The following is a 24,016-nucleotide window of genomic DNA, read 5'->3' as shown; positions in this document are numbered from 1 at the left end:
GACTTCCGCGGAGGGCTCGTCGCGGCACCGATATGGCGTCACAATCGTGAGTGAGGAGGCGCTCTGAACACATGAGCTCCCGGCTGACCGGAGACGAGACCGCGCTGTGGCAGGCCGCGGCGTGCGTGCTGGACGCCAACTGGACCGGTGCCGCGACGGCCGCGTCGCCCGGCCTCTACCCGCACCAGTGGAGCTGGGACTCGGCGTTCGCCGCGCTCGGCCTCGCCCGGCACCGCCCCGACCGCGCCCGCCGCGAGCTGCTGTCGCTGTTCCGCGGCCAGTGGGCCGACGGGATGCTGCCGCACATCGTGTTCAACACCGACCTCGACCGGCGCGCGTTCTTCCCCGGCCCCGAACTGTGGCGCAGCGACCGGCAGCCCGCCGCGCCCCGCGGCGTCCGCACGTCCGGCCTCACCCAGCCGCCGCTGCACGCCCTCGTCGCCCTGCGCCTGCACCAGGCCGCGCCCGACCGCGCGTTCGCCGCGCGGATCTACCCGATGCTCGCCGCCCAGCACCGCTACCTCGCGCAGGTGCGCGACCTGGAGTCAAGCGGCCTCATCGCGATCTGCCACCCGTGGGAGTCCGGCCTCGACAACAGCCCCGCCTGGGACCGGCCGCTCGGCGCCCTCGACCTGCCGCCGGACGCGTTCGCGCCGGACCGCGCCCCCCGCGCGCTCCCCACCGGCGAGGACTACGACCGGTACGTCCGGCTCGTCACGCTGCTCCGCGACACGGCGTACAGCCCGGCCCACATCCGCGAGACGCACCCGTTCGCCGTCGAGGACCCCCTCGTCAACGCCGCCTACCTCGCGTCCACGCACGCCCTCGCCGAACTCGCCGATATCGTCGGCGCCGACCCCGCGCCCCACCGCGAGCGCGCCGCGCGCGTCCACCACGCCCTCCTCGACCGTCTCTGGGACGCCGACACCGGCTGCTTCCGCGCCCGCGACCTGCGCGGCGACCGGCTTCTCCCCACCGTGACGATCAACGCGTTCGGCCCGCTGCTCGACCCCGAACTGCCCGCCCCGATCGTCCGAACCCTCGTCGACCTGCTGCTGTCCGCCCGTTTCGCCGGGGCCACCGGGTACCCGGTCCCCACCTGCGACATCCAGTCGCCCTCGTTCGACCGCACCGGCTACTGGCGCGGACCCACCTGGATCAGCACGAACTGGCTGATCTGGTACGGCGCCCTCGTGCACGGGCTCCCCGTCGTCGCCGACCTGCTGTACGGCTCGACGCTCCGGCTCGTCCGCCAGTCGGGCTTCCGCGAGTTCTTCGACCCGTTCGACGGCTCCGGCCGCGGCGGCCACGACCACTCGTGGTCGGCCGCGCTCGTCCTCGACCTCCTCGGCGCCCGCCGCGCCCCCCGCGCCGCCTGATCGCCTACATTCGGGGCATGCGTCTTCTCCGGGGCTCCCTGCCCGCCGGTCTCCGCGCCGCGCTGCCGCTCGAGCGGGGCGAACGCGTCCTCGCGCACGCCCCCACCCGCGGCGGATCGCACGTCGCCGCCACCACGACGGCCCTGCACCTGCCGAACCCCGAGGGCGGGTTCGTCCGCGTCCCCTACGAGCGCATCGACACCGCCGCGTGGAAGGACGGCTGGCTGCACGTCACCGAGACGTCCCGGGCCGCGCACCACGTGCGGCTCACCGATCCCGGTTCCGTCCCGGAGACGATCCGCGAGCGCGTCACCGCGACCGTCGCCGTCAGCCACCGGGCCGAGCTGCCCGGCGGCGGGGTCCGCATCGCCGGGCGCCGCCCGGCCACCGGCGGCGACGTGCGCTGGACGTTCGTGTTCGACGCGGGCATGGACCCGGACGACCCGGGCCTGCGCGCCCGCGCCGAGCAGATCCTCGAGGACCTGCGGCGCCAGACGGGCCTCTAGCCGGGGTGGACCGTCGGGCGCTCCCGGTGCTCGGCCTGCTCCGGCACGTGCTCCTTCGAGTTGCGCATGTTCCCGGCCTTGCTCTTCGCGGCCCCGGCGAACTCCTCGCCCTTGGCCCGCAGCATGCCGGTGGCCTCCTGCACGTTCGGGTTCTCCTGCAGCTGCCGCGTGAACTGCTTGAGCTGCTCGTAGCGCTCCTGACCGGCCTTCGTCCCGAGGACATAGCCGATCGCGGCGCCCGCGATGAACGTCATGCGATGCTTCATGGTGGTTCCAACCCCCGGGTAAGAGCGGATGATGTCCGGGCCCATACCCACGATCGACGCCGCCACCCATAACGCGTGCGCGAACCACCCCCGAGATGCGCTAACCTAGACGCGCCGAGGGGGACCGAAACCCCCGACGCGCCAGACGATCCCGCGTAGCTCAATCGGCAGAGCAGCCGGCTGTTAACCGGCAGGTTATTGGTTCGAGTCCAATCGCGGGAGCCGAGGCGGCCGTGCCCGCTCGCCGAACCCTTCGGGTTTCGGCTTCGCCGGGGTCCGCAGTGCTTGCCCGGGGGCGACCCCCCTGGAACCCCCCGATTCGGTCGGGGGGTTTTCTCGTTCGGTGGGCCTTGGGCTCGGAAGCGGCCCCGCCCGGTTCGTCGAGCGGGGCGTCACACGTCAGTCGTGGGGTGGCGCTACCGAGCGTGCTTCATTCCGATTCCGCCTAGTGGCTGCACCTGGGGCGGCTCGCCGACGGGCTCCGTCTCGGGACGCCACTCGGACGCGGCCACCAGGCCCGGCGGGAGAAGTTCGAGTCCGGTGAAGAACGTCGCGATCTGCTCGCCGTCGCGGAGCTTGTAGGGGACCGAGCCGCCCTCGTCGTAGCCCTGCTGCGCGGCGGCGAACTCGGGGGAGGCGACGGCGTAGCCGTCGCAGACGGCCAGGTGGCTGCCGGGGGCGAGGCCGTCCATGAGGGCGCCGACGATGCGCCGCGCCTCGTCGTCGTCGGTGACGTGGCCGAGCACGCCCATGAACGTGAGCCCGACCGGGCGGCTCAGGTCGAGGGTCCGCTCAGCCGCCTCCAGGATCCTCTCCGGGGCGTGCATGTCGGCGTCGACGTAGTCGGTGGCGCCTTCGGACGTGCCGGTGAGCAGGGCGTGCGCGTGCGCGAGCACCAGCGGGTCGTTGTCGACGTAGACGACCCTCGCGTCGGGGGCGACGCGCTGGGCGACCTCGTGGGTGTTGTCGACGGTGGGCAGCCCCGTGCCGACGTCGAGGAACTGGCGGATGCCGCGCTCGCCGGCCAGGAACCGCACCGACCGTTTGAGGAAGCCGCGGGTCAGCCGTGCGATGTCGAGAATGCCGGGGAACGTCCGGACGTACTCGTCACCGGCCGCTTGGTCGACCGGAAAGTTGTCCTTACCGCCGAGCCAGTAATTCCAGATGCGCGCGGAGTGCGGAACCGAAGTGTCGATTTCGGACAGCTCGTTTTCGGCCTCGGACCAGGCGAAGTCGCCGTTCGTCACGTGCTCTCCAAAGTGAGGGGAGACCCATCCTCTGCGGTGCCCACCGTGCGGGCAACCCCGTGGAGGAGACCGGTGACGGCCGTTCACATCGCGTTGATCAGCCGTTCGATGATGTGCCGGGACACGTGGCGGGGATGCGCGAGGATCGCGAGGTTGTTGAATCGCTTGAGGTATTCCGCACGTATATGGAGGTCGGCCGGATACAGCGCGCCATCGTCGTGCTCCAGATAGACGGTGTCGGGTATGCCCCCGTGGTCGAAGCGCAGAACCGTGATGGGCCCGCTCGCCAGATGGGCGGCACGGGCGTTCAGCGGGACGACCTGGACCGGCATGTGGGAAGGCGCGTCGAGCAGGTGCCGCAACTGCCGTTGCATGACGGCCGGGTCGATGGCCGGGTTCGCCAGTGCCGTTCCGTGGAGGAGCGCCCACACCCGGCGGCCGCCGTACGGCATGAGCTTCTGGCGCAGCATCCGCAGCTCCACCCGTCGGCGGACCTCGGCGTCGGACGCGTCGCCGTGCCGGAGCCGGACGACCGCCTCGGTGTACTCCTCGGTCTGCAGGAGCCCGGGGATGTAGACGTTCTCATAGCAGCGGACGTCCCCGCAGAGCGGTTCGAGGTTCAGGTAGCGCCGGAACGATGGATCCACGACGTCCGCGTACGAGGTCCACCAGCTCGGCACCAGCTCGAAGTCCGGATCGGGCGGCGGTGCCGGCGGCCTGCTCTCCGCCGCGGGGGTCTCCTTGCCGAGCCCGCGCAGCCCGCTCTCGGTCCTGTCGTAGACGTCCTGCCAGTCTTTCAGCGTGCCGAGCGGAGCCGGATCGACCTTGTTCTCGACGGCCGCCGCGACGAGAACCGCCCACAGGTTGACCACCCACGGCCACATCGGCAGCTTCTGCCGCCGCGTGCCGCGCACGTGGGCGTGCAGCGTCGACTTCGAGACGAACTTCAGGGGCGCTCCGTGGGCGCCCGGCCTTCCGGTGAGCTGCTGGGAGAACCGTTCGGCGGTGGCGAAGTTCACCTTCGCGATCTCGATGGCCGACTCGAGGAAACCGCGGAACTCGGCGAGGATCTCGGCGCGTCGTGGGTCCAAGGACAAATCTCGTTCTCATGGGTGACTGCTCCGGGTCGAGCGTAGTGTCCCAGTGACGCGGCGGGCAGACAGCGTCATCTGACATAGAACGTGATTCTGATTGGGGGCCGGTGGAGGCCCTTTCCCGAAGGCCCGCCCGCTTTCAAGATCGTTCTTCTCTCTTCTTCTCCATGTGCGGGAAGTCGGTACGAACCGGACCGAATGCCTCCAAGATTCCTCACATCTTCGATGCGTCGGCCAGAGAGGTCCGTCCGTGTTGCCCAGTTTGCCGGTGTTCGACGCCGATGAGGCGTGCTGGCGGGATGTGGCTCGGCTGCTGTTCAGCTCCTGGGCCGTCCGAACCGGTCGCGCCCTCCCGCATGTACCGGTGTCGGAACTGACCCGCGGGCAGCTCGAGGATTTCTGGGCCGACGACGAAGCACCGGCCGTCCATATCGACTCGAAGGGGAGTCACATGCGCACATCTCTGGTCGCCGTCGACATCGTCGGCTTCGGTGCCCGGCCGCGCGACGCGGGACTGCGGGGGCGGTTGCGCCTGGTCATGTACCAGGTGCTCGGTGACGCCCTGAAGATCACCGGGCTGACGCTGGCCGACTGCCACCGGGAGGACCGCGGCGACGGGGCGCTCATCGTGTTCCCGTCCGACACCGACCCGAACGTCCTCCTGGACCCGCTCGCGCACCATCTGACCGCCGTCCTGCGGCGCGAGAACCGCTACGCCGGGCCGAACGCGCGCTTGCGGCTCCGTCTGGCGGTCCACCACGGGCCCGTCGTCCGCGACGCCCACGGCGTGGCCGGCGACACCGCGCTGGAGCTGTTCCGGCTCCTGGACGCCCGCGCGTTCAAGAACCTGCTGGCCGCGCACCCCGACGCCGAGGCGGGCCTGATCGTCCCCGACCGGCTGTTCGACGAGGCGGCCGGGCAGGGCGGGCTCATCATGCCCGAGGCGTACGAGCGGCTCCGCGTCGTCAGCAAGGGCATGCGCATCGACGCCCGCGTCTGGATGCCGCCGCTGCTCCAGCCGAGGAGGACCGCATAGAGCCGGCCGAGCGCCCCGCCCGGCTCGTCCGGACGGGGCGTCGCACGTTTCAGGACGCCCGCGCCGCGATCGTCCACAGGGCCGCGGTGAACCGGACCTCGTCGCCGTGGACGTACGGGTCGAACGCCGCCCGCACCGTCTCGACGACCTCCTCGCGCGCCGCCTCGTCCACCTCGTCCATCACCAGGCCCAGCGGCCCGAACCGCGTGATGTACGTGACGAGTTCCTTCTCGGGCATGACGCACTCCACGTCGACCGGCCGGATGTCGACGTCGCCCCAGCCGCCGTCCTCCAGGATGCCGCGGACCTTGCCCGCGTCGGCGAACGCGAACTGGCCCGGCGCGTCCGGCCGCCGCTCGGGGATGTTCGGCACCAGCGGCGCCGCCGCGCGCTCGGCCGTCGTCATGAACGGGTTCTCCTCCGGCCCGCGCCACACCACGAGCCGCAGCGCGCCCCCGTCCCGCGTGGCCCGCCGCAGGTTCGCGAACGCCCGCACCGGGTCGCCGAAGAACATGACGCCGAAGCGCGACATCACCGTGTCGAACGATCCCGGCTCGAACGCGTGGTCCTCCGCGTCGGCGCGGACGAACCGCGCCGCGACGCCCGCCCGCTCCGCGCGGGCCCGCGCCGCCTCGATCATCGGCTCCGAGATGTCGATGCCCGTGCACTCCGAACGCCGCGCCACGGCCACGGTCGTCGCGCCCGTCCCGCACCCCACGTCGAGCACCGCGCCCCCGGCCGGCACCATCTCGACGAGCAGCTCCTCGACGGGCTTCAAGATCCCGTCCATCAGGTCTTGGGTCTCGACCCACGCCTGCCCGGCGTTCTTGTTCCAGTGCGACGCCTCTTCCGCCACGTCCGCCTCCTTGACTCCGCGTTCCGTTGCCACCACTCTGCTACTTGAAGCCGACTTGAGGTCAACATGGATCTGGACATCGCCGAGGTGTCACGACGCGCCGGCGTCCCCCCTTCGACCCTGCGGTACTACGAGAGCAGAGGGCTGATCGCCTCGACCGGACGGCGGGGCCTGCGCCGCCAGTTCGACCCCGCCGTGCTGGAACGGCTCGCCCTCATCGCCCTCGGCCGCGCCGCGGGCTTCTCCCTGGACGAGATCGCCCGCATGTTCGGCCCGGACGGCCGCCCCGACCTCGACCGCGAGACGCTCGCCGCGAAGGCCGACGAACTCGACCGGAAGATCGCCGAACTCGCCGTCCTGCGCGACTCCCTGCGCCACGCCGCCGCCTGCCCCGCGCCCCGCCACACCGAATGCCCCACTTTCCGCGCCATCCTGCACGACGCCCTGCCCGGGAGACAGGGCCTCGACGCATAGCCACAGGAACCTCGCGGAGGAGTACCGCTCGACCCCGCCCGTCGCGTCACCCCGCTCGGCGAGGTCGAACGCCTCGTGCATCCGCCCGATCGCCTCCCGCCGCAGGTAGCGGACGACGAGGAAGCGGACGGGACCGGTCAGCAGTCGCACTTCGCCCACACCGCCTTCGCGCCCCCGTTCAGTTCCCGGACGCCCCACGCACGCGTCAACGCGGACACCAGCGGCAGCCCCCGCCCCGACGTCGCCGCGTGGTTCTCCGGCCGCACCACCGGACGTCCCGTCCCGGCGTCCCAGACGTCGATGACGACGAGCCCGTCCCGCTCGTCCCGGAACACCCGGACGACGATCGGGCTCGCGCCGTGCCGCAGCGCGTTCGTGACGAGCTCGCAGACCACGAGCCGCCCCGTGAAGTCGTCGCGGATCCCCAACTCCCGGAACACCCCGGACACGAACCGCCGAGCCGCCCCCGGCGCCCGCTCGTCCGCCGCGAGCACCAGCGTGGGGACCTCGGGCGCGATCGCCGTACCTGACATGCGCGTGACCTTTCGACCTCGTTGTTCGGATGGCGGCATCAGTAAGTCACCTCGGGCGTACCGTGGGTGATTAACCGCAGGCCGAACCTTTGGAAGTCGAGGCGAAGGCGGCCCGGATGCTTGAGGCGTACTTTTATGCTGCTTGAGAGAGGACGGACATGGCCGCTCGACAGAAGCGCGGAAACGTATCTCCGACCCTCCTGGCGTTCGGCAGGCAACTCCGTCGTTACCGGGAGGCCAAGAACCTTGGGCAGGACCGAGTCGCCCAGCGTGCGAACGGCGGGCGCGGCGTCACGCCCCAATACGTCAGCCAGGTCGAGAGCGGACGGACGCGCTGCACCCGGGAGTTCGCCATGTTCGCCGACGAGCTGCTGGGAGCGGGTGGGAAGCTCGTCGACCTCTGGGAGGATCTCGTCCTGGAATCCGCCTACCCGACCTGGTTTGACTGGGTGCCGGTCGAGGCGGAGGCCATCTCCCTCGACGCGTTCGAGTTGGCCGTCGTGCACGGCCTGGCGCAGACTAGGGCGTACGCGGCGAATCTACTCAAAGGCAATGAGGATGCAGTCGAAGCCAGGCTCAGACGGCAAGAGATCCTGCGCCGTGCGCAGCCTCCTCGGTTCTCGCTACTGCTGGACCGTGGCGTCCTCTATCGAGAGGTAGGCGACCCGGGCGTCATGCGGGAACAGTTGGACCACCTGATCGACATGCAGTCGGATACGACGAGCATCCAGATCCTCCCGTCGCGTCAGCACCGAGGCATCTCGGGGTCGTTCACTATCGCCACACTGGCCGACCGTAGTGAAATCGCCCACGTGGACTCAGCTGCTCGCGGCCTCACCATGAGTGATGCCGAAGACGTGACCCGCCTCGCGACCTCGTTCTCATCCATGCGAGCGGTGGCGCTTCCCGTCGACCAGTCGATCGATCTCATTCGTAAGGTGGTCTCCGAACGATGGACGTGAAGAACGCGAAGTGGCGCAAGTCGTCCCGAAGCACCGATAACGGCGGTAACTGCCTAGAAGTCGCGAATCTCGCCGAAGGCATCGGGGTGCGCGACTCCAAGGCGCCGGAAGCCGGACACCTGACGCTGGAGCGCCAGTCCTTCCGGGCACTGCTGGCCGAATTGAAGCGTTGATTCGGCCGGTTCGACCGAACTACGCTCGGAGGTCCGCGATGGACGCTGTGTGGCGCAGCTTGCCGTTGGTATCGGCGTTCGTGACTCCAAGGCGCCGGAGGCGGGGCATCTGACGTTGGGGCGGGATGCCTTCCTGGCGCTGCTGGCCACGTTGAAGCGTTGACGTTCTCACCCCTAGGGGCGTCCTCTCGACGGTCACTTGTGGGTGCGTGCCGGGGTTTCGGTGGTGGGCGTCTTCGGGGCGCTCGGGGCGCGGGTGCCCTGGTGGCGGATCAGGAGGCAGGCGAGGGCGCCTAGGGCGATCACCGCGATGGGCAGGGCGAGGGTCGGGACCATCGCGTCGACGATGCCGTGCTCGTACGCGGACGCCGCCGCTTGCCGCAGGTGGTCGGCGAGGTCCGGTGGCGTTCCCGGCGGCGGTGTGGCGCTGGGGCGGGCGCCGATCTCCAGGCCGGTGGACGCGTGGTCGAAGTCGGCGATGAAGCGGGCGCGGACGTCCGGGGGGAGGGTCGCGGCCCGTTCGGCCGCCTCCGTGTGGAGTGAGGCCGCCAGGCGGTTCTGGAGCAGCGCGCCCACGGCGGCGCTGCCGAGGATCGTGCCGGTCTGCCGGATCGTGTTCAGGACGCCCGAGGCGGCGCCCGCCATCCGGGGCTCCACGTTGAACATCGCGACCGTGACCATCGGGCCGAACACGCAGCCGATGCCGATTCCGGCGACGACCAGGGGTGGCTGGAGTTCCCACCAGGTGCGGCCGGTGTCGGCGAGTGCGGCGAGGCCCGCCATGCCGATCGCGAACAGGGCCAGGCCGGTCATGAGGACGTACTTGCCGCCGAGGCGGTCCGCCGTGCGGCCCGCGAGGGGTGACAGGACGGCCGACAGGATCATCGCGGGCGCCATCACCAGTCCGGCTTGGAGCGCGCTGAAGTGCAGCACCGACTGCAGGTAGATCATCACCGGCAGGAACAGGCCGAGCATCCCCACCTGGACGGTCGCGGACACGAACCCCATGACCGCGTAGTCGCGGTCGCGGAAGAGCGCGAAGGGCAGGAGCGGTTCGCGGTGCTGGCGGGTGCGCTGGTGGAGGAGGAACGCCGCCAGGAGGAGGACGGACGCGGCCAGAAGGGTCCAGATCCATGCGTTCCACTCGTAGCGTTCGCCCTCGGTGAGCGCGAAGGTGAGGCAGGCCAGCGTCGCGGTGGCGAGGACGACGCCCGGGACGTCCAGGCGGTGCCGGGCGTCGTGCCGGACGTCCGGGACGAGCGCGGCCGCAAGCGCGAGGACGAGCGCGCCGATCGGCAGGTTGACGAGGAAGATCCAGCGCCAGCCGTCCGCGCTGACCAGGAACCCGCCGAGGACGGGACCGGCGATCGTGGCGACGCCCGCGACGGCGCCCCAGACGCCGAGGGCCGCCCCGCGCCGTTCGGCCGGGAACGTTCCGATGATGATCGTCATCGTCTGCGGCGCCAGCGCGGCCGCGCCGAGGCCCTGGAGTGCGCGGGCGGCGATGAGCTGGGCCGGGTCCCGCGCCACGGCACAGAGGAGGGACGCCGCGGTGAACAGCGCGACGCCGGCGAGGAACATGGTGCGGGGGCCGAACACGTCGCCCAGGCGGCCGCACGTGATCAGCAGTGCGGCGAGGATCAGGATGTAGACGTTGACGACCCAGAGGACCTCGTCCAGCGAGGCGTCCAGGTCGTTCATCAAGCTGGGGATCGCGACGTTGACGGCCGTCAGATCCAGCAGCGTCATGAAGAACCCGAGGCTGAGCGTGAGGAGTACCGCCCACGGGTTGCCGCGCCATCTGCGCATGCGTCCTCCACCGTTGCGTCTGCCGGCGCCCCGTCCGGCGGCGGCACCGGACGGGGCGCGGGCCGGGTCAGTTCTTCGCGGGGGCCTGGAGGCTCCACACGCGTCCGTCCGGGTCGCGGGCGGTCATCTCGCGGGTCCCGTAGTGGGTGTCCTCGAACGGCGTGACGACGTCCACGGCACCGGGGTCGAACGCGTCGGCGTCCGGCACCTTCAGGGCCACCTGCATGCCGGGCTCCCGGTCGGCGGGGACCTCCACGACGACGATGTAGGGGCCGTCGCCGTTGCGGAACACGCCCGAGCCGTCGCCCTCGGAGACCTCGAGCTCGTACCCGAGCGCCTGGAAGAACTGGGCTGATCTGCCCCAGTTGCGGGTCTCCAGGAAGACCGCCTCGATTCCTTCGGTCATGTCACGACTCCTTGTCCGAGGTGTTGTCTCGCTGCTCGCGGGCGTCGTCGAGGTAGGCGCGCAGCGCCTCGGCGACCAGCGCCGACAACGACGAACCCGTCTCGATCGCGTGATGCTTGACCTGCCGGATCAGCTCGACCGGCAGGTACACGTTGAACTGCTTGACCTCCGCGTCGCCCATGGCGGCGATGCTAGCATGCTAGCAAGCTAGGAAGGGCGGCGATGTCGGAGGCGGGTGGGAGCGTGGGGGGATGGCGATCTGGGTGGCGAGCCGGCGGCGGGGGGCGAAGTCGCTGGAGGCGGAGTTTCCGGGCGCGGCCGTCGTGGACGTGACGTCGCGGGGGCCCGAGCCCTGGGTGCGGTTCAGCCCGTTCTGGCCGCACGGCGACGTGCCCGTCCCGGGGATGCCCGGAGTGGTCAGCGCGTCGGTCGAGGGCGTGTGGCAGGGGCTGAAGGTCTTCGAGGGGGAAGACGTTGACGCGTCGAAGTTCCGCGTGACGTCGATGAAGGGACTCAAACGGACGGTCCGCAAGTACGGGCCCGTGCTCGGGCACCGGCTCGGGGACGAACTGGTCCCGTACGAGCGCGCCCGGCGCGAGATCTACCTGCCGACGTACCGGTGGGTGCTCGAGCACCGGCTGGGCGACCTGGTCGAGAGGCTGCGGGGGATGGGGGACGTCGTCCTGCTCGACTACACCGTGAACGGGGACGTCGCCGACGAGCGGACGCCGCTGTCGCACGCGGCGCTCGTCCGGTCGTGGGTCGGGGACGTCGGCCGCTGAAGGCGCCCGGGATGAGCACCTTTTCGGTAGGGCCCGCCGCACCGGTGAATACGCCGGTGCGGGCATCTCCGTGCGTCACGGCGTCGGCGGCGCTCGAAGCCGACGCCGCGCACCTTGAGGACGGGCCCGACGAGACGTCGCTGACCGCGCTGGACGCCCGGACGGGCGAGCCGGTCTGGTGCGGAGCGCCGCCGGGCGTCCCGGTCGGATCACCGGTCGGCGCGGGCGGAGCCGTCCATGTCGTCACCGGGGACGGCACGATCGTCGCGCTGGAGGCGGCGACCGGCCTGACGAGGTGGACGTTCGCATGCGGCGAGCCGGCGGGCGTCGCGCCGGACGAGGACGCCCTCATGTACGAGGAGGAGCCCGCGCGCCTCGTCCCCGGAGACGGTTCCCTGCCGGCGCAGACCGGGGCGACCGTGCGTCTCCTGCGCCGACCGCCCGGGTGACGGGGGCGCGGGCGGTCCGCACCCCCCTTGGTCACTCCTCGGTGTGGGGGCTGCCGCCGGCGACGACCTCGGCGAGCAGGTCCTCCTCGCTGGCGCCGCGCCGCCAGTAGCCGCAGAACGCGACCGAGCGGCGGTCGATGCCGCGCTCGTTCACCAGGTGGCGGCGCAGCGACTTGACGACCGACGACTCGCCCGCGATCCACGCGTAGGCGCCGTCCGGGACGTCGGCGGCGCGGACGGCCGCGAGCAGGTCGTCCACCCAGGCGATCTCGGCGTCGGCCTTGGTGGGCAGGTCCTGGCGGTCGTCTTCGTGGGGGACGTGGACGAACACCTGGGCGGGGGTGCCGGCGGGCAGCCAGGCGAGGTTCCCGGCGATGGCGGGGAGCGCGGTGATGTCCCCGGCGATGACGACGGGCGCGCCCTCGGGCGGGCGGAAGTCGTAGCCGCCGTTGTCGGGGCCGGTGGGGCCGAGGACGGCGATGCGGGCGCCGGGCGCGGCGGACGCGGCCCAGTTCGCGGCGGGCCCGGCGCCGCCGTCCAGGTGCAGGGCGAAGTCGATGTCGAGTTCGCCGGGGCGCTGGTCGCGGACGGTGTAGGAGCGCATGATGCCGCGCTCGTCCGGGTCCATCGCGCGCCAGTCCTCGAACCAGGTCTCGGCCGTCCAGCTCGCCGGCATGACGGGGGCGTCCTGGTGCGGGTGCGGGAAGAACAGCTTGATGCGCTGGTCGCGGCCCGCGGACACGAAGCCGTCCAGGTCGGACCCGCCCAGCGTGACGCGGACCATGGACGGCCCGAGCCGCTCGGAACGCAGGACGTGCAGGTCGAACAGGCCGTAGGGGTGCGTGGGAGTCGTCATGACGGAGCCTTTCAGCCGGTCTTCTTGGCGGACTCGATGGCCTTGGCCAGGTTCTCGAGGATCGGGGCGCACCCGAGGTAGGAGAAGCGGGGCTCGGCCTCCCACGGGACGACCTGGCCGGCCTTGACGGCGGGCAGGTCCTTCCAGGACGCCTTGTCGCCGAGGTCCTTGGGCTGGAGGGCCTGGGTGCGGCTGTCCAGCATGATGAGGTCGGCGGGGTAGCGGTCGGCGTTCTCCCAGCTCAGCTCCTCGAAGTAGCCGTTCGCGCCGGGCTTTTCGGGGGTGATGAGCTCGACGCCGAGCTCCTTGAAGTAGATGAGGTCGCTGTTCTTGGCGGGGCTGGACGCGTAGAACAGGTCGGGGCTCGCGGACGCGGCGAGCACCCGGATGCCCTTGTTGGCCTGGACGGCGGCGCGGACGGACTCGGCCGCCTTGTCGAACCGGGCCTTCGCCTCGGTGACCTTGGGGGCGTCGAGGTCGGCGCCGAGCGCGGCGGCCAGCTCGGCCATGCGCTGGAGCGGCTTGGTCAGCGAGACCGCGCCGGTGGAGATCGCGACGCTCGGGGCCAGTGCGTAGATCTTGTCGGCGCTCTCGACCGGGACGTAGAACAGCTCGCCGTCGACGAACATGTTGTCGACGAGCAGGTCGGGGCGCAGCGCGGCGTACTTCTCGATGTTGAACTCGCCGAACGCGTTGCCGATGATCTCCAGTCGGTCCACCGGGAGCTCACCCGCCTGCGGGTCGGGGGAGCCGTCCTGGAGCTTGGTGGGGCCGAAGACCCCGACGAGCTGTTCGTCGACACCGAAGTCGTAGAGCGCGGCCGCCGTCCCGACGTAGCCGACGACGCGTGTTGGACGGGCCTTCAGGTCGACCTTCGTGCCCCGGTCGTCGGTGAACGACCAGGCGCCCCCGCCGGCGGAGACGCTTCCGCCGCCGTCACCGCCGCAGGCGGCCAGGGCGGCGCCGAGCACGGCTGCGCCGCTCGCGCCCAGGAAACCGCGACGAGTGAACCGGCGAGCAGAGAAATCAGACATTTCGGACTTTTCTCTCAATCAAATAAAGTGGGCGTATTGCGCCCCCGACGGTGGCTTAGGTTAACCTAACCTAAGCCGTTGTCCATAGCGTGGGGCCCGCGCGGCGTCCCGCCGTTCCCGGAGATCGACCGTGACGTTGACGCAGACCCCGCCGGCCGTGCCGGTGGACGTCCCGCCGAGGGGGCCGCGCGGATCCGCGCGCGCCGCCGGGCTGGCGGGCGCCGCGGCGCTGCTGCTGGTGATCGCGCTGCTGAGCCTCGCGATCGGCGCGAAGCCCCTCTCGCTCGGCGAGGCGTGGAACGGTCTCACCGACCCGGCGTCGGACGCCTACCCGGTCGTCCACGAGATGCGGCTGCCGCGCACGCTGCTCGGGCTGCTCGCCGGGACGGCGCTCGGGCTCGCCGGCGCGGTGATGCAGGCGCTCACCCGCAACCCGCTGGCCGATCCGGGCATCCTCGGGATCAACGCGGGCGCCGCCGCCCTCGTCGTCTCGGCCATCTCGTTCCTCGGGATCACCTCGTTCACCGGCTTCGTGTGGTTCGCGTTCGCGGGCGCCGGCATCGTCGCCGTCCTGCTGTACGCGGTCGGCGGCGGGCGCGGCGCCACCCCGGCGCGGCTCGCGCTGGCCGGGTCCGCGCTGAACGCGGCCCTGTTCTCCTACGTCAACGCCGTCCAGCTCCTCGACACCGAGTCGCTGGACCGCATGCGTTTCTGGACGGTCGGGTCCCTCGCCGCCGCGCAGGACTACACCGTCGTGCGGGTCGCCCCGTTCGTCGCCGTCGGGCTCGTCATGGCGCTGCTCTTGGCGCGTCCGCTGAACGCCCTGGCGATGGGTGAGGACGCGGCGCGCGCGCTGGGCGCACAGCCCGCGCGCGCCCGCGGCGCCGCGATCGTCACGGTGACGCTGCTGTGCGGCGCGGCCACGGCGGCGTGCGGCCCGATCGTCTTCGTGGGGCTGATGGTGCCGCACTTCGTCCGCGCCCTCACCGGCCCCGACCTGCGCTGGCTCCTGCCGTACTGCGCGGTGCTGTCCCCGGCGCTGATGCTCGGCGCGGACGTGCTCGGACGGCTCGTGGTGCGCCCCTCGGAGTTGCAGGTCGGCGTCGTCATGGCGGTCGTGGGCGGGCCCGTGTTCCTCTACTTCGTCCGCCGCCCGCGGGCGGGCCGTTCCCGGAAGGCGGTCACCTCGTGACGGCCCCCACCGCGCGCACGTCCGTCCTGCGCACGCCCGCCGGGGTCTCCCTCCGCTACCAGCCGCGCGCCCTCGCCGTCGCGGGCGGCTGCCTGGCCGTCGCGCTCGCCGTCGGGGTGCTGCTGATCGGCACCGGCGACTTCCCGATGACGCCCGCCGAGGTGATCCGCACGCTGCTCGGGCGGGGCGACCCGGCCGAGTCGCTGATCGTCAACGAGATCCGGCTGCCGCGCGTGGTGACCGGCCTGGCCGTCGGCGCGGCCCTCGGGCTCGGCGGCGCGATCTTCCAGTCGCTCACCCGCAACCCGCTCGGCAGCCCCGACATTCTCGGCTTCACCTCGGGCGCGTCCACCGGCGTCCTGCTGATGATCGTGCTGGCCGGGGGCGGCGGCGTCGCGGTCGCGTCCGGCGCCGCCGCGGGCGGCGTCGCGACCGGCCTGCTGATCTACGCGGTGGCCGGGCGGAACGGCGCGCACGGGCAGCGGCTCATCCTCGTCGGCATCGGCACGGCCGCGATCCTGACCGGCGTGAACGGCTACCTGCTCACCCAGGCGCACATCACCGAGGCGGCCCGGGCGGTGCTGTGGCTGACCGGCAGCCTGGACGGCCGCGACTGGGCCGACGCCGCGCCCGTCCTGGTCGCGCTGGCGGTGCTCGGGCCGCTGGTGGTGATCGGCTGCGGGCGCGCGCTGCGGATGCTGGAGATGGGGGACGACGCCGCGCACGGGCTCGGCGTCCCGATCGAGCGCGCCCGGCTGATCATGCTGGGCGCCGCGGTGCTGCTGACGTCGTTCGCCGCGGCGGCGGCCGGCCCGGTCGCGTTCGTCGCGCTGACCGCGCCGCAGCTCGCCCGCCGGCTGACCCGGGCGACCGGGCCCGGGCTGCTGCCCGCGATGTGCATGGGCGCGGCGCTCCTGGTGGCCGCCGACTGGATCGCGCAGAACGCCTTCCCGGGGCGCCAGCTCCCGGTGGGCGTCGTGACCGGGCTGCTCGGCGGCGGATATCTGGTCTGGCTCCTGGTGGCCGAACGCAAGAGGGGACGGATTTGACGATGAAGCACGAGCCTCGTCCCGGCGGGGACGCGCGGCTGTCCGGCAGCGGTCTCACGCTCGCCTACGACAAGCGCACCATCACGCGCGACCTCGACGTCGTCGTCCCGGACGGCTCGTTCACCGTGATCGTCGGGCCGAACGCGTGCGGCAAGTCGACGCTGCTGCGCGCGCTCGCCCGCATCCTCCGGCCGTCCGCCGGGTCGGTCGTCCTGGACGGCGAGCCGATCGCGGGCTGGCCCGCCAAGAAGCTCGCGCGGACGCTGGGGCTGCTGCCCCAGTCGTCGATCGCGCCGGAGGGGATCTCGGTCGCCGACCTCGTCGCGCGCGGCCGGTACCCGCACCAGGGCCTGCTGCGGCAGTGGTCGAAGGAGGACGAGCGGGTCGTCGGCGAGTCGATGGCCGCGACGGGCGTCGAGGCGCTGGCGGACCGCAGCGTGGACGAGCTGTCGGGCGGGCAGCGGCAGCGCGTGTGGATCGCGATGGCGCTGGCCCAGCAGACGCCCCTGCTGCTGCTGGACGAGCCCACCACGTACCTGGACATCGCCCACCAGATCGAGATCCTCGATCTGTGCGCGCGCCTGCACGAGGAGGGCCGCACGGTCGTCGCCGTCCTGCACGACCTCAACCATGCCGCCCGCTACGCCACCCACATGATCGCGATGAGGGACGGGCGGATCGTCGCGGAGGGCGAGCCCGCCGAGGTCGTCACCGCCGACCTCGTCGAGACGGTGTTCGGGCTGCCGTGCCGGGTGATCGACTGCCCCGAGACGGGGACGCCGCTGGTCGTCCCGGCCGCCCGCACCCGGACGCCCGCCCTGAGCTGAGCGCGGCCACGGCCGCCCCCTTGATCGTTGTACGCTTAAAACAATTATAGGCGTACAACGATCGGAGGGCCGTGGCCGAACTCGGTCCGCGCCGGAAACTGGCGGTCCTGGCGATCTGCTCGATGAGCCTCCTGATCGTCAGCCTGGACAACACCATCCTGAACGTCGCGCTGCCCACCCTCCAGCGCGAGTTCGGCACCTCGCTGTCCGGGCTGCAGTGGACGATCGACGCCTACCTGATCGTGCTCGCCTCCCTGCTGATCATGTCGGGCGCGGCCGGCGACCGGCTCGGCCGCCGCCGCACCTTCCAGACCGGCCTCGCCGTGTTCGCGCTCGGCTCCGTGCTGTGCAGCCTCGCGCCGTCCCTCGGCTGGCTCGTCGCCGCCCGCGTCGTCCAGGCGGTCGGCGGGTCGATGCTCAACCCGGTCGCGATGTCGATCATCACGAACGTGTTCACCGAACCCCGCGAGCGGGCCCGCGCCATCGGCGTGTGGGGCGCCGTCGTCGGCCTCGGCATGGCGCTCGGGCCGCTCGTCGGCGGGCTGCTGGTCGACTCCGTCGGCTGGCGCGCGATCTTCTGGCTGAACGTGCCGATCGCGCTGGCCGCGCTCGCGCTGACCGCGCTGTTCGTCCCCGAGTCGCGCGCCGAGCGGCCGCGCCGTCCCGACCCGGTCGGGCAGGCCATGATGATCCTGCTGCTCGGCGGGACCACGTTCGCGATCATCGAGGGGCCCGGGCTCGGCTGGACGCACCCGGCCGTGCTCGGCTCCGCCGCCGCGGCCGCCGCGGCGCTCGGCACGTTCGTCTGGAACGCGCGGCGCGTCCCCGAGCCGCTGATCGACCCGCGGTTCTTCCGCAGCGTCCCGTTCTCCGGCGCGACGCTGATCGCGATCACCGGGTGCGCCGGGTTCGCGGGGTTCCTGTTCATCAACACGATCCACCTGCAGAACGTCCGCGGGCTGTCCGCGCTGCACGCAGGGCTCTACCTGCTGCCGATGGCGGTGGCGACGGCCGTGTGCGCCGCGCTGTCGGGGCGGATCGTCGCCGCGCGGGGCCCGCGCCCGCCGCTGCAGATCTCCGGTGCGGCGATGCTGGCCGGCGGACTGCTGCTCGCGGTCGCCGGCGACCGGGCGCACGACGCCGCGCTGTTCACCGCGTACGTGCTGTTCGGCATCGGGTTCGGCATGCTCAACGCGCCGATCACCAACACCGCCGTGTCCGGGATGCCTCGCGCGCAGGCCGGCGTCGCCGCCGCCGTCACCTCCACCAGCCGGCAGATCGGCCAGGCCCTCGGCGTCGCCGTCATCGGCGCCGTGCTCGCCGCCGGAACCGCCGGGACGTCCGCCGCGCCGGCCTTCGCGGCGGCGGCCCGCCCGGCATACTGGGTGGTGGTCGGCTGCTCCGCCGCCGTGCTCGTGCTCGGGACGGTCACCACCGGCCGCCGCGCCGTACGCAGCGCGGCGCGCGTCGCCGGCCTGTTCGAGCCCGCCGAACGCCCCGCCGCCGGGGCCAGCACCGGAGCGAGCACCCGATGACCGAGACCGATCGGCCCCCGGGCCGCGGCGCCGCGCCCGCGGACGATCCCGCGGACGATCCCGGCCCCGACCCCGCCGCCCGCGCCTGGCGCAACCTGCGGCTCGCGATCGTGGAGCGCGGCGACCGCCGCCGCGAGGCCGTCGAGGCGCTCGGGATGAGCTTCTTCCGGGTGAAGGCGCTGTGCCGCATCGCCGCCGCGCCCGTCCCGATGACGCTGCGCGACCTCGCCCACGACCTGGTCACCGACCGTCCCTACGCGACCCTCGTGGTGGACGACCTCGTCGGCCGCGGCCTCGCCGAGCGGACCGTCAACCCAGGTGACCGGAGGTCGAAGCTCGTCACGGTCACCCCCGCCGGGCGCGCGGCGGCGGCGGAGGCCGAGCGGATCCTCGACACCCCGCCGCCCGTCCTGCGCGACCTCCCGCCCGAGGACCTCGCCGCCCTCGACCGCATCGCGGCCCGCCTCGCCGCCGGGCGCTGAACGGGCGCTGAACGGGCGCGCCCGGCGTCCGCCGGGGGACGGCGGGCGCCGGGCGCGGGCGGGGAGCGGGCTCGTCAGCCGGTCACTTGCCGACCGGGACCTCGTAGCCGGTCGCGGTCTCGGAGGCCGCGGCCTCCCGCTCGACGACCAGGCCGCCGACGGCCTCCTTGTCCGTCCGCAGGATGTAGGTCTTGCGGGTGGCGGGCTCGGTCCACGTGGAGAAGTCCATCGGGGTGCCGTAGCCGGTGTCGTAGGACTTGCGGGCCCGGTGGGCGTTGATGAGGCCCTCGCGGGTGAGGTCCTTGGCCTCGCACGCCTCCTTCAGCGCGTCCACGAAGATGACCGCGTTGGTGTAGCCGTTGACGACCGCGTTGTCGAGCGGCTGCCCCGGGTACTTCTTGCCGTAGGCGTCCGCGAGCTTCTTGACCGCGGGCAGGTCGGAGCCGATCGGCGCGCCGGCGCTGGTGAGGTAGAAGCCCTTGAGCAGCGCGGGCGCGGCCTCGGTCTCCAGGAGCTGCGGGGAGAACCCGGAGTTGCTGGCGACGATCGGTGCGGTCACGCCGCGGCTGCGGACGATCCCGGCGAGCGACGCCGACTGGCGCGGGCCCGCGCTCATCAGGATCGCCTTCACCCCGGCGCTCTCCAGCGCCGACGCCTGCGCCGTCATGTCGGTCGCCGTCGCCTTGATCTTCTGCTCGACCAGCTCGAGGCCGTACTTCTCGGCGGCGGCCTTGGAGCCGTTCAGCGCGCTCTCGCCGTAGTCGCCCTCGAAGTAGACGTGGCCGACCTTGTCGCCCTTCTTGATCATGCCCTCGTCCACCAGCCAGGACACGCCGTTGATCATGTCGATGTCGTAGGTGGTGCCGGTGACCTGGATGTGCTTGCTGCCGAGCAGCGTCGTCGACCAGGCGTTCGGGATGATGAACATCTTGTCGGTCTCGATGCGCTGCTTGAGCGCCGTCACCATCGGGGAGCCGATGAACTGCGGCATGCCGATGACCTCGCCCTGCAGCTCGCTGTAGGCGGAGACGGCCTTCTGCACGTCGTAGCCGTGGTCGCGGACGACCAGCTCCAGGTTCCGGCCGCAGACGCCGCCGGCCTTGTTGATCTCCTCGACGTACATCTGCTGCGCCTGCGTGAGGCTCTTGCCGAGCGGCGCGTACACGCCGGTCAGGTCCGTCTCGACGCCGATCTTGATGATGTCGTCGGTCACCCCGGTGCCGACCTTGACGCCGCTGGCGTCGGTGCCGCCGGAACCGCCCGTCGCCTTGTCGCTGCAGGCGGTCACGCCCAGTGGCAGGACGAGGGCCAGGGCGGCCGCCGCCGTGATGCGCACCTTACGCTTCATGCCGGTTGCTCCTCTTTTTTGTCGAGACGGTGGAGGGATCGGGCGGACCGGCGCCGGGCCGCGGCGAGACGCAGCCGCGTCCAGAGCCCGACCAGTCCGCCGGGCAGGAACAGGACGACGGCGACGACGGCGGCGCCGTACAGGATGCGGGCGGCCTCGGCGGGGGAGACCCCCTCCGAGCCCGGCTCCGCGACCAGGGGCAGATCGTTGCCGAAGCGGGTGAGGAGCTGCGGGAGCACGGAGACGAACACCGCGCCCGCCACCGCCCCGGCCGCGGACCCGAGTCCGCCGATGACGATCATCGCGAGGTAGTCGAGGGACAGGAACATGCCGAAGTACTCGGGGACGGTGCGGCGGAACGCCAGCGCCAGCAGCGCGCCCGCCGCCCCCGCGTACATCGACGACAGGACGAACACGCCGCTCCGGTAGCGGGCCACCGGGACGCCCATGACCGCCGCCGCGACCTCGTGGTCGCGGATCGTGTTCATCGCCCGCCCCGGCCGGCCGCGCAGGATGCCCCGGGCGATCCAGATCGCCGGGATCAGCAGCGCGACCGCGAGGAACCACAGCCGTTCCAGGGCGCCCAGCGGCACGTTGAACAGGACGAACTCGGGACTGTCTGCGAACGTGAACCCGAAGATCTCCATCGGCGGGACGTCCCGGCCGTTGAAGCCGCCGGTGACGCCCTCGGCGTTGAACAGCACGTGCTGCCCGATGAAGATCAGCGCGAGCGACGCGATGCCGAGGTAGGTGCCGCGCAGCCGTCCCGAGATCGGGCTGAACAGGCCGCCCGCGATCCCGGCGAGCAGGATCGCGCCGACGAACGCGAGCGGCGTCGGCATCCCGAGCCCGCTCAGCCCGTGGTCCGGGTCGGAGTCCGACGCCAGGTACACGTACCCGTACGCGCCCACCGCCAGGAAGAACGCGTGCCCGAGGGACAGCTGCCCGGTCGCGCCGGTCAGCAGGTTCAGGCCGATCGCGCCGATCGCCGCGGACATCGCGAACAGGCCGGTCTGCAACCAGAACGCGTCCACGTAGAACGGGACGGCGAGCAGGACGGCCGTCGCGGCGACCGTCGCGAGCAGGGGGCCGCCGACGCGGCGGGTCGCGCGCTCAGACACGGGTCAGCTCCCTCGTGCCGAACAGCCCGGCGGGCCGGATCAGCAGGATCGCGATCATGACCACGAACGGGGCGACCTCGCCGATGCCGCGGCCCAGGAACGTCAGATCGCCCTGGTAGCCGGTGACGAGCGACTCGGTGAGCCCGATGATCAGCCCGCCCGCCAGCGCCCCGGTCGTGGAGTCCAGCCCGCCGAGGATCGCCGCCGGGAACGCCTTCATCGCGGCGAACGAGGTGCTGCGGTCCAGGCCCGGCGTGGGGAACACGGTGAGGAACAGCGCGGCGACCGCCGCCAGCCCGCCCGCGATGGCCCACGCGGTCAGCGACACCCGGGTCAGCCGGATGCCCATCAGCGCGGCCGTCTCGCCGTCCTCGGCGGCGGCCCGCATCGCCACGCCCCACGAGGTGTAGCGGAACGCGATCAGGAACACCGCGATCAGCAGCGCCGCGACGAACAGCGCCGCGATGCGGGTCTGCGCGATGCTGACGCCCCCGAAGCTGACGATCTGGTTCTTCCACGGGTCGCCCATCGACAGCACCTCGGTGCCGATCTGCCGCGTCAGCTCGGTCGTCAGCACGATGTCGACGCCGATGGTGACGATGGCCAGCACCGCGTGGTTCTCGACGCGCGCCCGCCGCAGCACCAGCACCTCGACGAGCGCGCCGATCAGCGCGGCGCCCGCGATGCCCGCGCCGAGCGCGAGCCAGAAGCCGATGTGCTCGTGCAGCTTCGCCGTGATGAAGCCGCCGACGAGCAGCAGCGAGGCGTGCGCGAAGTTCACCACCTCGGTGGCCTTGAAGATGATCACGAAGCCGAGGGCGATCAGCGCGTACACCGCCCCCATCGAGAGCCCGTTGATCACCAGCTCGATGAAGGTGCTCAAGCCTTCTCCTCTTCCGTGCCGGCCTGCGAGCCGGGCGGCGCGCCGGTCTCGGTGCCGGTCCGTGCACCGGTTTCTGTGTGTGCGCCGCCCAGGTACGCCCGGATCACCGCGGGATCGCGCTGCACCTCGTCGGGCGGGCCGCTCGCGATGCGCTTTCCGAAGTTCAGGACGGTCACCTGGTCGGCGAGCCGCATGACCATTCCCATGTCGTGTTCCACCAGCAGGATCGAGACGCCGAGGTCCGCGCGGGCCCGGCGGATGACCTCGGCCATCCGCACCCGCTCGGCGCCGTTCATCCCGGCGACCGGTTCGTCCAGCAGCAGCAGGCGCGGTTCCAGCGCGAGGGCGCGGGCCAGTTCCAGCCGCTTCTGCACGCCGTATGACAGTCCCGCGACGGGCGCCGCGAGGTATTCCTCGACGCCCACGAACCGGGCGATCTCCCGGACCCGCGCACGGTGCCGGGCGTCCTCGCGGCACGCGTGCGGCAGCCGCAGCCCGGCCGCGACGAACCCGGCCTTGGTGAGCCGGTGCCGCCCGAGCATGAGGTTGCTCTCGACCGTGAGGTTCCGCGACAGCGCGATGTTCTGGAACGTCCGGGCCACGCCCAGCGCGGCGATCTTGTCCGGACGCAGCGCGGTCAGCTCCGTCCCGTCGAACCGGACGCTGCCCTCCGTCGCCTTGTAGACGCCGGACAGGACGTTGAAGCAGGTCGACTTCCCGGCGCCGTTCGGCCCGATGACCGCGTGCACGCTGCCCGGCGCGACCGTGAACGCGACGTCGTCCAGCGCCGTCAGCCCCGCGAACCGGACCGTCAGGCCGGTTACCGTCAGCTCGCTCATCCCGTCCACCTCTCGAGGGTGGGCGCCGTGTCCGCCGTCCGCTCGGCCTCCGCCGCGTCCGCGGCCGCGTCGTCGTCCGCGACGCCCAGGTAGCGGCGCCGGACCTCGTCGCTCGCCGCCAGCTCCGCGGACGGCCCGTGCAGCGTCACCGCACCGACCTCGAGCACGTGGGCGGTCGACGACAGCTCCAGCGCGAGGGCCGCGTTCTGCTCGATCAGCAGGATCGCGGTGCCCTGCCGGTTGATCTCGGTGATCGTCTCCGCGATCCGCTCGGCCATCAGCGGCGCGAGGCCGAGCGTCGGCTCGTCCAGCAGCAGGACCGAGGGGCGCGCCATCAGCGCCCGGCCGATCGCGAGCATCTGCTGCTCGCCGCCGGACAGCAGGCCCGCCCGCTGCCCGGCCCGCTCCGCCAGGATGGGGAACAGCTCCAGCACGCGCGCCCGGGACTTCGCCGTCCCCGACCGGTCGCGGGCGCCGAGGGCGCCGGCCCGCAGGTTCTCCTCGACCGTGAGCCGCCCGAACACGCGCCGTCCCTCCGGCACCTGCACGACCCCGGCGGCCACGACGGCCGCCGGGCGCAGCCCGGAGAGTGTGCGGTCGCCCAACCGGACGCCGCCCGACTCCACCGCGCCGCGGTGGAACGGGAGCGTGCCCGAGATCGCCCGGAGCAGCGTGGTCTTGCCCGCTCCGTTCGCGCCGAGCACGGCCGTGACCGAGCCCGCGGGTACCTCCAGCGATACCCCGCGCAGGGCCCGGACGGCCCGGCCGTAGCTCACCGACAGATCACGGACCTCGAGGGTCCCGTTCGCCATGCGCGCCTCCTGCAAGTCGTGTGGCAGGCACCCCAGCACGGGCCCCGCGGGAGCGTCTACGGGCGC

The 24,016-nt window shown here is 72.3% G+C and carries 29 protein-coding genes and 1 tRNA gene; 15 read left to right on the top strand and 15 right to left on the bottom strand.

Translation table 11 applies throughout. The features are described from left to right. Positions 1–71 precede the first annotated feature (71 nt). Entirely contained in the window at positions 72–1,379 is a 1,308-nt protein-coding gene (locus ACFQ11_RS15365; RefSeq protein WP_378298988.1) for an amylo-alpha-1,6-glucosidase, read from the top strand. Positions 1,380–1,396: 17 nt separating this feature from the next. Further along, positions 1,397–1,885, top strand: coding sequence for a hypothetical protein (locus ACFQ11_RS15360; RefSeq protein WP_378298987.1), 489 nt, complete (start codon positions 1,397–1,399; stop codon positions 1,883–1,885). On the opposite strand, the gene ACFQ11_RS15355 is transcribed toward ACFQ11_RS15360, so the two are convergent. Further along, positions 1,882–2,151 carry a YtxH domain-containing protein gene (locus ACFQ11_RS15355; protein ID WP_378298986.1) on the bottom strand — a complete coding sequence of 90 codons (270 nt, stop codon included), beginning with the start codon at positions 2,149–2,151 and terminating at the stop codon, positions 1,882–1,884. The two genes, ACFQ11_RS15360 and ACFQ11_RS15355, sit on opposite strands and share 4 nt — an antisense overlap. 149 nt (positions 2,152–2,300) lie before the next feature. On the opposite strand from ACFQ11_RS15355, the gene ACFQ11_RS15350 reads away from it, so the two are divergent. Then, positions 2,301–2,373, top strand: a tRNA-Asn gene (locus tag ACFQ11_RS15350). Positions 2,374–2,567: 194 nt separating this feature from the next. Here the strand turns inward: ACFQ11_RS15350 and ACFQ11_RS15345 are convergent. Both ACFQ11_RS15345 and ACFQ11_RS15340 read right to left on the bottom strand, forming a co-directional pair. Continuing rightward, positions 2,568–3,398 carry an SAM-dependent methyltransferase gene (locus ACFQ11_RS15345; RefSeq protein ID WP_378298985.1) on the bottom strand — a complete coding sequence of 277 codons (831 nt, stop codon included), beginning with the start codon at positions 3,396–3,398 and terminating at the stop codon, positions 2,568–2,570. Positions 3,399–3,481: 83 nt separating this feature from the next. Continuing rightward, a complete protein-coding gene (locus ACFQ11_RS15340; protein ID WP_378298984.1) occupies positions 3,482–4,489 on the bottom strand; it encodes a DUF5753 domain-containing protein in 1,008 nt (335 codons plus the stop codon). A gap of 454 nt (positions 4,490–4,943) precedes the next feature. Between ACFQ11_RS15340 and ACFQ11_RS15335 the strand changes: the two genes are divergently transcribed. Further along, positions 4,944–5,528, top strand: coding sequence for a hypothetical protein (locus ACFQ11_RS15335; RefSeq protein WP_378298983.1), 585 nt, complete (start codon positions 4,944–4,946; stop codon positions 5,526–5,528). A gap of 49 nt (positions 5,529–5,577) precedes the next feature. On the opposite strand, the gene ACFQ11_RS15330 is transcribed toward ACFQ11_RS15335, so the two are convergent. Beyond that, a complete protein-coding gene (locus ACFQ11_RS15330) occupies positions 5,578–6,384 on the bottom strand; it encodes a class I SAM-dependent methyltransferase (protein ID WP_378298982.1) in 807 nt (268 codons plus the stop codon). Between the two features lie 66 nt (positions 6,385–6,450). Here ACFQ11_RS15330 and ACFQ11_RS15325 point away from each other — a divergent pair, with 66 nt between their 5' ends. Next, positions 6,451–6,858, top strand: coding sequence for a helix-turn-helix domain-containing protein (locus ACFQ11_RS15325; RefSeq protein ID WP_378298981.1), 408 nt, complete (start codon positions 6,451–6,453; stop codon positions 6,856–6,858). 137 nt (positions 6,859–6,995) lie between these two features. On the opposite strand, the gene ACFQ11_RS15320 is transcribed toward ACFQ11_RS15325, so the two are convergent. Further along, the gene (locus ACFQ11_RS15320) at positions 6,996–7,391 is read right to left on the bottom strand and encodes an ATP-binding protein (RefSeq protein ID WP_378298980.1); all 396 of its coding nucleotides are present in this window, start codon (positions 7,389–7,391) and stop codon (positions 6,996–6,998) included. A gap of 158 nt (positions 7,392–7,549) precedes the next feature. Here ACFQ11_RS15320 and ACFQ11_RS15315 point away from each other — a divergent pair, with 158 nt between their 5' ends. The 3 genes from ACFQ11_RS15315 to ACFQ11_RS15305 are packed head-to-tail and all read left to right on the top strand — an operon-like array spanning position 7,550 to position 8,689. Continuing rightward, entirely contained in the window at positions 7,550–8,353 is an 804-nt protein-coding gene (locus tag ACFQ11_RS15315) for a helix-turn-helix domain-containing protein (RefSeq protein WP_378298979.1), read from the top strand. Continuing rightward, complete coding sequence (locus ACFQ11_RS15310; RefSeq protein ID WP_378298978.1) at positions 8,344–8,526, top strand: DUF397 domain-containing protein; 183 nt, start codon at positions 8,344–8,346, stop codon at positions 8,524–8,526. The genes ACFQ11_RS15315 and ACFQ11_RS15310 overlap by 10 nt, the downstream gene beginning before the upstream one ends. A gap of 49 nt (positions 8,527–8,575) precedes the next feature. Next, a complete protein-coding gene (locus tag ACFQ11_RS15305) occupies positions 8,576–8,689 on the top strand; it encodes a DUF397 domain-containing protein (RefSeq protein ID WP_378298977.1) in 114 nt (37 codons plus the stop codon). Between the two features lie 32 nt (positions 8,690–8,721). Here ACFQ11_RS15305 and ACFQ11_RS15300 read toward each other — a convergent pair whose 3' ends face one another. The 3 genes from ACFQ11_RS15300 to ACFQ11_RS15290 all read right to left on the bottom strand — a co-directional run bounded on the left by ACFQ11_RS15300 (position 8,722) and on the right by ACFQ11_RS15290 (position 10,922). Then, positions 8,722–10,335 carry an MFS transporter gene (locus ACFQ11_RS15300; protein WP_378298976.1) on the bottom strand — a complete coding sequence of 538 codons (1,614 nt, stop codon included), beginning with the start codon at positions 10,333–10,335 and terminating at the stop codon, positions 8,722–8,724. Between the two features lie 67 nt (positions 10,336–10,402). Beyond that, complete coding sequence (locus ACFQ11_RS15295) at positions 10,403–10,741, bottom strand: VOC family protein (RefSeq protein WP_378298975.1); 339 nt, start codon at positions 10,739–10,741, stop codon at positions 10,403–10,405. 1 nt (position 10,742) lies between these two features. After that, complete coding sequence (locus ACFQ11_RS15290; RefSeq protein WP_378298974.1) at positions 10,743–10,922, bottom strand: ribbon-helix-helix domain-containing protein; 180 nt, start codon at positions 10,920–10,922, stop codon at positions 10,743–10,745. Between the two features lie 70 nt (positions 10,923–10,992). Here ACFQ11_RS15290 and ACFQ11_RS15285 point away from each other — a divergent pair, with 70 nt between their 5' ends. After that, entirely contained in the window at positions 10,993–11,523 is a 531-nt protein-coding gene (locus ACFQ11_RS15285; RefSeq protein WP_378298973.1) for a DUF6939 family protein, read from the top strand. Positions 11,524–11,579: 56 nt separating this feature from the next. Next, positions 11,580–11,972 carry an outer membrane protein assembly factor BamB family protein gene (locus tag ACFQ11_RS15280; RefSeq protein WP_378298972.1) on the top strand — a complete coding sequence of 131 codons (393 nt, stop codon included), beginning with the start codon at positions 11,580–11,582 and terminating at the stop codon, positions 11,970–11,972. Positions 11,973–12,003: 31 nt separating this feature from the next. Here ACFQ11_RS15280 and ACFQ11_RS15275 read toward each other — a convergent pair whose 3' ends face one another. Next, positions 12,004–12,828, bottom strand: coding sequence for a siderophore-interacting protein (locus tag ACFQ11_RS15275; protein WP_378298971.1), 825 nt, complete (start codon positions 12,826–12,828; stop codon positions 12,004–12,006). An 11-nt stretch (positions 12,829–12,839) separates the two neighbouring features. After that, positions 12,840–13,862 carry an ABC transporter substrate-binding protein gene (locus ACFQ11_RS15270; RefSeq protein WP_378298970.1) on the bottom strand — a complete coding sequence of 341 codons (1,023 nt, stop codon included), beginning with the start codon at positions 13,860–13,862 and terminating at the stop codon, positions 12,840–12,842. A 130-nt stretch (positions 13,863–13,992) separates the two neighbouring features. Here ACFQ11_RS15270 and ACFQ11_RS15265 point away from each other — a divergent pair, with 130 nt between their 5' ends. The 5 genes from ACFQ11_RS15265 (at position 13,993) to ACFQ11_RS15245 (ending at position 18,947) form a co-directional block, all read left to right on the top strand. Beyond that, positions 13,993–15,054, top strand: coding sequence for a FecCD family ABC transporter permease (locus ACFQ11_RS15265; protein ID WP_378298969.1), 1,062 nt, complete (start codon positions 13,993–13,995; stop codon positions 15,052–15,054). Continuing rightward, complete coding sequence (locus ACFQ11_RS15260; protein ID WP_378298968.1) at positions 15,051–16,103, top strand: FecCD family ABC transporter permease; 1,053 nt, start codon at positions 15,051–15,053, stop codon at positions 16,101–16,103. The genes ACFQ11_RS15265 and ACFQ11_RS15260 overlap by 4 nt, the downstream gene beginning before the upstream one ends. Positions 16,104–16,105: 2 nt before the next feature. Further along, entirely contained in the window at positions 16,106–16,930 is an 825-nt protein-coding gene (locus ACFQ11_RS15255) for an ABC transporter ATP-binding protein (protein WP_378298967.1), read from the top strand. 71 nt (positions 16,931–17,001) lie between these two features. Beyond that, positions 17,002–18,465 (top strand): MFS transporter, encoded by a 1,464-nt coding sequence (locus tag ACFQ11_RS15250; RefSeq protein ID WP_378298966.1) that lies wholly within the window; start codon positions 17,002–17,004, stop codon positions 18,463–18,465. After that, positions 18,462–18,947, top strand: coding sequence for a MarR family winged helix-turn-helix transcriptional regulator (locus tag ACFQ11_RS15245; RefSeq protein ID WP_378298965.1), 486 nt, complete (start codon positions 18,462–18,464; stop codon positions 18,945–18,947). Before ACFQ11_RS15250 ends, ACFQ11_RS15245 begins: the two co-directional genes overlap by 4 nt. Before the next feature lie 82 nt (positions 18,948–19,029). Here the strand turns inward: ACFQ11_RS15245 and ACFQ11_RS15240 are convergent, their stop codons facing one another. Genes ACFQ11_RS15240 through ACFQ11_RS15220 form a run of 5 tightly spaced genes read right to left on the bottom strand, consistent with a single transcriptional unit; the run spans position 19,030 to position 23,950 of the window. Then, on the bottom strand, positions 19,030–20,295 hold the full coding sequence (locus ACFQ11_RS15240) for an ABC transporter substrate-binding protein (protein WP_378298964.1): 1,266 nt from the start codon (positions 20,293–20,295) through the stop codon (positions 19,030–19,032). Beyond that, positions 20,292–21,416 carry a branched-chain amino acid ABC transporter permease gene (locus ACFQ11_RS15235; RefSeq protein WP_378298963.1) on the bottom strand — a complete coding sequence of 375 codons (1,125 nt, stop codon included), beginning with the start codon at positions 21,414–21,416 and terminating at the stop codon, positions 20,292–20,294. Before ACFQ11_RS15235 ends, ACFQ11_RS15240 begins: the two co-directional genes overlap by 4 nt. After that, positions 21,409–22,299 carry a branched-chain amino acid ABC transporter permease gene (locus tag ACFQ11_RS15230; RefSeq protein ID WP_378298962.1) on the bottom strand — a complete coding sequence of 297 codons (891 nt, stop codon included), beginning with the start codon at positions 22,297–22,299 and terminating at the stop codon, positions 21,409–21,411. The genes ACFQ11_RS15235 and ACFQ11_RS15230 overlap by 8 nt, the downstream gene beginning before the upstream one ends. Continuing rightward, positions 22,296–23,138 (bottom strand): ABC transporter ATP-binding protein, encoded by an 843-nt coding sequence (locus ACFQ11_RS15225; RefSeq protein ID WP_378298961.1) that lies wholly within the window; start codon positions 23,136–23,138, stop codon positions 22,296–22,298. The genes ACFQ11_RS15230 and ACFQ11_RS15225 overlap by 4 nt, the downstream gene beginning before the upstream one ends. Next, a complete protein-coding gene (locus tag ACFQ11_RS15220) occupies positions 23,135–23,950 on the bottom strand; it encodes an ABC transporter ATP-binding protein (protein WP_378298960.1) in 816 nt (271 codons plus the stop codon). Before ACFQ11_RS15220 ends, ACFQ11_RS15225 begins: the two co-directional genes overlap by 4 nt. Positions 23,951–24,016 lie beyond the last annotated feature (66 nt).

It is taken from the genome of Actinomadura sediminis (assembly GCF_042675525.1).
Classification (GTDB): domain Bacteria; phylum Actinomycetota; class Actinomycetes; order Streptosporangiales; family Streptosporangiaceae; genus Spirillospora; species Spirillospora sediminis.
The sequence above is the reverse complement of the archived record's forward strand: the minus strand, read 5'-3'. Positions and strand labels throughout refer to the sequence as shown.

Bases quoted from the DNA above. Each gene is read 5' to 3' on its own strand.
- ACFQ11_RS15300 (WP_378298976.1), bottom strand. From the start codon at position 10,335: ATGCGCAGATGGCGCGGCAACCCGTGGGCGGTACTCCTCACGCTCAGC.
- ACFQ11_RS15360 (WP_378298987.1), top strand. From the start codon at position 1,397: ATGCGTCTTCTCCGGGGCTCCCTGCCCGCCGGTCTCCGCGCCGCGCTG.
- ACFQ11_RS15240 (WP_378298964.1), bottom strand. From the start codon at position 20,295: ATGAAGCGTAAGGTGCGCATCACGGCGGCGGCCGCCCTGGCCCTCGTC.
- ACFQ11_RS15320 (WP_378298980.1), bottom strand. From the start codon at position 7,391: ATGTCAGGTACGGCGATCGCGCCCGAGGTCCCCACGCTGGTGCTCGCG.
- ACFQ11_RS15310 (WP_378298978.1), top strand. From the start codon at position 8,344: ATGGACGTGAAGAACGCGAAGTGGCGCAAGTCGTCCCGAAGCACCGAT.
- ACFQ11_RS15285 (WP_378298973.1), top strand. From the start codon at position 10,993: ATGGCGATCTGGGTGGCGAGCCGGCGGCGGGGGGCGAAGTCGCTGGAG.
- ACFQ11_RS15270 (WP_378298970.1), bottom strand. From the start codon at position 13,862: ATGTCTGATTTCTCTGCTCGCCGGTTCACTCGTCGCGGTTTCCTGGGC.
- ACFQ11_RS15335 (WP_378298983.1), top strand. From the start codon at position 4,944: ATGCGCACATCTCTGGTCGCCGTCGACATCGTCGGCTTCGGTGCCCGG.
- ACFQ11_RS15325 (WP_378298981.1), top strand. From the start codon at position 6,451: ATGGATCTGGACATCGCCGAGGTGTCACGACGCGCCGGCGTCCCCCCT.
- ACFQ11_RS15315 (WP_378298979.1), top strand. From the start codon at position 7,550: ATGGCCGCTCGACAGAAGCGCGGAAACGTATCTCCGACCCTCCTGGCG.
- ACFQ11_RS15275 (WP_378298971.1), bottom strand. From the start codon at position 12,828: ATGACGACTCCCACGCACCCCTACGGCCTGTTCGACCTGCACGTCCTG.
- ACFQ11_RS15245 (WP_378298965.1), top strand. From the start codon at position 18,462: ATGACCGAGACCGATCGGCCCCCGGGCCGCGGCGCCGCGCCCGCGGAC.
- ACFQ11_RS15220 (WP_378298960.1), bottom strand. From the start codon at position 23,950: ATGGCGAACGGGACCCTCGAGGTCCGTGATCTGTCGGTGAGCTACGGC.
- ACFQ11_RS15355 (WP_378298986.1), bottom strand. From the start codon at position 2,151: ATGAAGCATCGCATGACGTTCATCGCGGGCGCCGCGATCGGCTATGTC.
- ACFQ11_RS15365 (WP_378298988.1), top strand. From the start codon at position 72: ATGAGCTCCCGGCTGACCGGAGACGAGACCGCGCTGTGGCAGGCCGCG.
- ACFQ11_RS15295 (WP_378298975.1), bottom strand. From the start codon at position 10,741: ATGACCGAAGGAATCGAGGCGGTCTTCCTGGAGACCCGCAACTGGGGC.
- ACFQ11_RS15255 (WP_378298967.1), top strand. From the start codon at position 16,106: ATGAAGCACGAGCCTCGTCCCGGCGGGGACGCGCGGCTGTCCGGCAGC.
- ACFQ11_RS15225 (WP_378298961.1), bottom strand. From the start codon at position 23,138: ATGAGCGAGCTGACGGTAACCGGCCTGACGGTCCGGTTCGCGGGGCTG.
- ACFQ11_RS15290 (WP_378298974.1), bottom strand. From the start codon at position 10,922: ATGGGCGACGCGGAGGTCAAGCAGTTCAACGTGTACCTGCCGGTCGAG.